General features: G+C 58.2%; 5 protein-coding genes. 4 read left to right on the top strand and 1 reads right to left on the bottom strand.

The window, feature by feature from the left end; genetic code table 11:
• The 4 genes from WBM93_RS13120 to WBM93_RS13105 all read left to right on the top strand — a co-directional run.
• On the top strand, positions 1–1351 hold a 1351-nt coding region (locus WBM93_RS13120), incomplete at its 5' end, for a cryptochrome/photolyase family protein (protein ID WP_424432311.1).
• Between the two features lie 11 nt (positions 1352–1362).
• Positions 1363–2136: an SDR family oxidoreductase gene (locus tag WBM93_RS13115; RefSeq protein WP_424432310.1), complete on the top strand. Its 774-nt coding sequence runs from the start codon at positions 1363–1365 to the stop codon at positions 2134–2136.
• A 55-nt stretch (positions 2137–2191) separates the two neighbouring features.
• Complete coding sequence (locus WBM93_RS13110; RefSeq protein WP_424432309.1) at positions 2192–3442, top strand: class I SAM-dependent methyltransferase; 1251 nt, start codon at positions 2192–2194, stop codon at positions 3440–3442.
• Positions 3443–3489: 47 nt separating this feature from the next.
• Entirely contained in the window at positions 3490–4707 is a 1218-nt protein-coding gene (locus WBM93_RS13105) for a serine hydrolase domain-containing protein (protein ID WP_424432308.1), read from the top strand.
• A gap of 6 nt (positions 4708–4713) precedes the next feature.
• Here WBM93_RS13105 and WBM93_RS13100 read toward each other — a convergent pair.
• The coding region (locus WBM93_RS13100; RefSeq protein WP_424432307.1) for an SDR family NAD(P)-dependent oxidoreductase at positions 4714–5300 on the bottom strand (587 nt) is incomplete at its 5' end.

Here is a 5300-nt window from a genome sequence, read left to right as displayed (position 1 = left end):
TGCTGACCAAGCCGCCGTCGCCGCTGCGGCCGCATCAAACGGCCCCGTCATTCCAGTCTATATTCTCGACGACGAAACGCCCAAACACCGCATCATGGGCGGAGCTTCGCGCTGGTGGCTGCACCGGTCATTGCAAGACTTGGAAGCAAGTTTGCAGGCTCTGGGGTCCCGGCTGATACTGCGCCGGGGGCGGGCTTCAGAGCATTTGGCCGAAATTGTCAAATCTACCGGCGCGGACGAGGTCCATGCGCTGCACCATTATGAACCGTGGTGGCGCAATGCCGAGCAAGCGCTGGAAAAGGCGCTCGGCGATGACGCGCGCCTGATCCTGCATGACGGCAATTATCTGCTGCCGCCGGGGACGGTGACCACGGGGTCCGGGACGCCCTATAAGATATACACGCCGTTCTGGAAGGCGCTGCGCGAGCATATGCCGCCAGCGGATGCCGTGGCTGCGCCTGACACGCTTGCCGCGCCGGATAACTGGCCTGGGAGCGACGGTCTGGATGATTGGGGCCTGCTGCCCAAGAACCCGGACTGGGCCGCAGCATTTGGTGACCATTGGCAGCCAGGTCAGGCAGGAGCCGAGGCCAATCTCGACGACTTCGCCGACAAGGCGGCAGAATATGACGAAGGCCGCAACCTGCCTTCCGAACAGCTTGTGTCCCGCCTGTCGCCTCATCTCCATTTTGGTGAAATCAGCCCGGCGACTATCTGGAACCGGCTCGCCGGGCAGGGCAGCGAGGTCGAGACCTATCTCAAGGAGCTGGTCTGGCGCGACTATGCGCAAAATGTCATTTATCAGTTCCCGCAATTTGGCGGCGAGAGCTATCGCGAGAAAATGCGCGACTTGCCGTGGCGCAACATGGACGATGCGCAGGTGAAAAGCGATTTCAAGGCATGGTGCCACGGGAAGACCGGCTATCCGATTGTCGATGCCGGGATGCGGGAATTATGGGCGACTGGCTGGATGCACAACAGGGTCCGGATGATTGCCGCGAGCTTTCTGGTCAAACATCTGCTGATCGACTGGCGCGAGGGCGAGAAATGGTTCTGGGACACGCTGGTCGACGCCGACTACGCCTCCAACAGCGTCAACTGGCAATGGGTCGCCGGCACCGGGGTCGACAGCAATATGTTCGTCCGGATCATGGCGCCGCTCAGCCAGTCGGAGAAATTCGATGCCGGTGACTATATCCGCCAATGGGTTCCGGAGCTGGCAGAGATTGATGATCCCTATATCCACGATCCGGAAGAATCAGGATGCAAGCCGGAGCAATATCCGGCTAAGATCATCGGACATCGCGAAGGGCGCGAACGGGCGCTCGCGGCTTATCAAGAGGTGAAATAATGACTGGCCGGATGAGTGGAAAATTTTGTGTGGTCACCGGAGCCGCCCGCGGCATCGGGAAGGCGATTGCCAATGCTTTTGTCGACGAAGGGGCGACTGTGCTGCTGACCGATTGCGATGCGGAGACGTTGGCAGCCGCTGGTGACGAATTGAATTGCGAGACTCTGCTTCTGGATGTGCAGGAGGAAGCGGACTGGGACCGACTCTCCGCCTTGCACCCGACGGTCGACGTCGTCGTCAACAATGCGGGTGTGACCGGATTCGAAAATGGCGTTGGACCGCATGACCCGGAACATGCCTCGCTCGAAGACTGGCGCGCGGTGCACCGGGTCAATCTCGACGGAAGCTTTCTCGGCTGCCGCTATGCGATCCGGGCGATGCGGGAAAAGGGCGTCGGGTCGATTATCAACATATCGTCGCGATCCGGACTGGTCGGTATTCCCGGAGCCGCAGCTTATGCCTCGTCGAAGGCAGCCATCCGCAATCACACCAAGTCGGTCGCGCTCTATTGCGCGCAGCAGGGCTGGCAGATCCGCTGCAATTCAATCCATCCCGCCGCGATCATGACGCCGATGTGGGAGCCGATGCTGGCCGAAGGCGAGGCGAGGGCGGCGTCGGAGCTGGCGCTGGTACGCGACACCCCGCTACAGCGTTTTGGCAGGGCGAGCGAAGTGGCGGCGATTGCGGTCCTTCTGGCGTCCGATGAAGCAGGCTATATCACCGGTTCCGAATTGAATATCGATGGCGGCATTCTGGCCGGGTCGGCCGCCGCACCGGGATCATGAACTAAGGGATAGTTCTACGTTGCCAAGTGGTTAACGCTGGTCCATATTTACCCGCATGAATGTCGAAACTCCGAAACGCGGGCAGCATCTGCTGGACGCACGCAAACGATTCGCCACCGGTGGTGGCTTTTTCGCACGCCTTTTCGCGCCCGGCTTTCATCATATTCTAGACCGGATCGATGCCGGAATGGATCACGGCACGTTCGAGGGCAAGCTGCCCGACGGTACAACCAGGATATTGGGTGGCCGCGGCGACGGACCGATGGTCGAGATCACGTTGCACAGCTGGAACGCGTTGTTGCGATTGATCAACGGCGGGTCTGTCGGCTGGTACAGGGCATGGGAATTGGGCGAGTGGGACAGTCCCGATCTGGTTTCGGTGTTCGACCTGTTCACCCGCAATCGCGAGGGCCTGAAAAACACCGGACGCGCATCGGGTTTTTTCAACTGGGTTGTTCGGCGACGGCACAAGAAGCGAGACAATGACAAGCGACGCGCACGTCAGAATATTCAATATCATTATGATCTCGGCAATGATTTTTACCGGCTCTGGCTCGATCAGAGCATGAGCTATTCCAGCGCAATATTTACTAATAAAAACAATAACTTAGAGGCTGCGCAAGTTGACAAGATCGAGGCAATTGCGCGGCGCCTTTCGGCGAAGCCTGGCGACAGTATATTGGAAATCGGTTGTGGCTGGGGCACGCTTTCGGGCAGCCTGGCGCGCGATCATGGTCTGGAAGTAACCGGGATTTCGCTTTCCGACGAACAAACGGCCTGGGCACGGGAACATCATCCCGAGGCGCAATATCTCATTCAGGATTACCGCGATGTCGAAGGCCAATATGATGCCATCGCCAGTGTCGAAATGGTGGAAGCGGTCGGCCAGCAATATTGGCCCGATTTTCTCGACTGCATAGCGCGCAATCTGAAGCCGGGTGGCCGTGCGGCGTTGCAATATATCACGATCGCGGATGATATTTTCGAGCAATATGCAGCCAGCGCAGATTTCATCCAGACCTATATATTCCCTGGCGGCATGTTGTTGTCGGAAAGCCGGTTCCAGGTTCTGGCAGAAGCGCGTGGGCTGCAGTGGACCGATCAGAAAAATTTCGGTCTCGACTATGCGCAGACCTTGAAAATCTGGGGCGAGCGGTTTGACGAGGCGGTCGACCGCGGCGCATTGCCGACCGGATTCGACGAAAAGTTTGTCCGGCTGTGGCGTTATTATCTCGCTTATTGCGAGGGCGGATTTCGTGGCGGCGGGATTGATGTGGCACAAGTGACATTGATAAAGAACCGATGAGGAAGGTTTGAAGGATAAAGGGTCGATGAAAATGGGAGAGCGGGACGATGAGAGATTTTGTGAAACTGGCGATGCTGGGGATTGCTTGCATCAGCCTGACAGCCTGCGAGAAAGTCCAGAAAGTCGCGGCCGATGCTGCCGGCTTGCCGACTGACGAAAACGTGCTTTTCTGGACCCAGGACCAACGCGACAACGCATTCCGCCAGATGGAACTGTTGTCCACCACGCGGACGATCGAAGCGGGCGATACTATTCGTGTTCTCAAATTGGGCGTTCCGCTCCCCGCGACCTTGCCGGTGCCGGACGCTGGAGCGGGTACCGGAATGTCGATTGACCAATATATGGCCGATCAGCGACTGGCGGGACTGGTCGTGTTGCAGGATGGCAAGATCCGACTTGAAGAATATCGGATGGATTTCGGTCCGGACGACCGCTGGACCAGCTTCTCGGTCGCCAAGTCTTTGGTTTCGACGCTGGTCGGCGCTGCGATCAAGGACGGGTTTATCAAGTCGCTCGACGATCCACTCACCGACTACATCCCGGAGCTGAAGGGCAGCGGCTATGACGGAGTGACCGTAGAGCAATTGCTGACGATGACTTCAGGCGTAAAATGGAACGAGGATTATGAGGACAAGGACAGCGACGTAGCGCGGTTCAACACGACCAAGTCAAAGGATGGCGTCGATCCAGTCATTCTCTATATGAAAACGCTGGTCAACGAAGCCGAACCCGGCACGCGCTGGCAATATAATACCGGCGAGACCAATTTGATCGGTGTTCTGGTGGCCAAGGCGACGGGAAAATCCCTCTCCGAATATCTCTCTGAAAAAGTCTGGCAGCCTTATGGCATGGCCAAGGATGCGGTCTGGATATTGAATGATGGCGGCAAGGAGATCGGTGGTTGCTGTATCTCGGCTACCACGCGCGATTTTGCGCTTTTCGGCCAGTTTGCGATGAACGGCGGGAAGATTGGTGACAATATGGTCGTACCGGATGGCTGGTATGCCAAAGCCGGTACGAAGCAGGCCGATATCGGCGTCGATGGCCGCGGTTATGGCTATCAATGGTGGACCTATGACGACGGCAGCTATGCCGCGCAGGGTATCTTTGGTCAGGGCATCTTCATCGATCCTAAACGCAAGCTTGTGATCGCCGGCAATGGCAATTGGCCGCGGGCGACGCCGGATGACAAGAAGATCGGGCGCGATGCCTTCTATAGCGCGGTGCAGGCTTATCTCGACAGTGAAGCGGCTCCGGCCGAGTGACCGCGTCTAGCTGACTGCGAACCGTTCGCCGGTTTCAAAATCGCTGGCCAATATTTCTACCAGCCGGTCCGCGACGACGGACGGTAGCTTCACGCTTGCAGGATCTTCGCCCGGATAGGCGCTGGCGCGCATTTCGGTGCGGGTCCGGCCCGGGTCGACGATTGCAGTGCGAATCTTTCCCAAATTGCGCATTTCTTCACCGTAACTGAGCACAAGTGTTTCAAGCGCGGCCTTTGAAGAGCCATAAGCGCCCCAAAAAGCGCGCGGGTCGCGGCCGACGCTGCTGGTTATCGCGATCAGCCTTGCGTCGCTACTCTTGCGGAGCATCGGATCGAACCCTGCTATCAACGCTTGCTGCGCGATCAGATTGAGGGTCAGAATATTGTTGAATTCCTTGCCATCGATAGCCGGAACCGGTCCTAGCGTGCCGAGCATGGCGGCGTTGAGGACCAGCATGTCGAGCCCGTCCCAGCGGCTGGATATCGCGGTGGCCAGACGTCCGATACTGTCGCCATCGGTCAGATCGAGCGGAGCAATGGTTGCATTGCCACCGGCCTCGTGGATTTGCTCCTCGATCTTTTCCAGGTCGTCCG

This window comes from Parasphingorhabdus sp. (assembly GCF_049667325.1).
Lineage (GTDB): Bacteria > Pseudomonadota > Alphaproteobacteria > Sphingomonadales > Sphingomonadaceae > Parasphingorhabdus.
This window is presented reverse-complemented; position numbering and strand designations above follow the sequence as displayed.

Excerpts from the sequence above, each read along its gene's own strand:
- WBM93_RS13115 (WP_424432310.1), top strand. The coding sequence starts at position 1,363 with ATGAGTGGAAAATTTTGTGTGGTCACCGGAGCCGCCCGCGGCATCGGG.
- WBM93_RS13105 (WP_424432308.1), top strand. The coding sequence starts at position 3,490 with ATGAGAGATTTTGTGAAACTGGCGATGCTGGGGATTGCTTGCATCAGC.
- WBM93_RS13110 (WP_424432309.1), top strand. The coding sequence starts at position 2,192 with ATGAATGTCGAAACTCCGAAACGCGGGCAGCATCTGCTGGACGCACGC.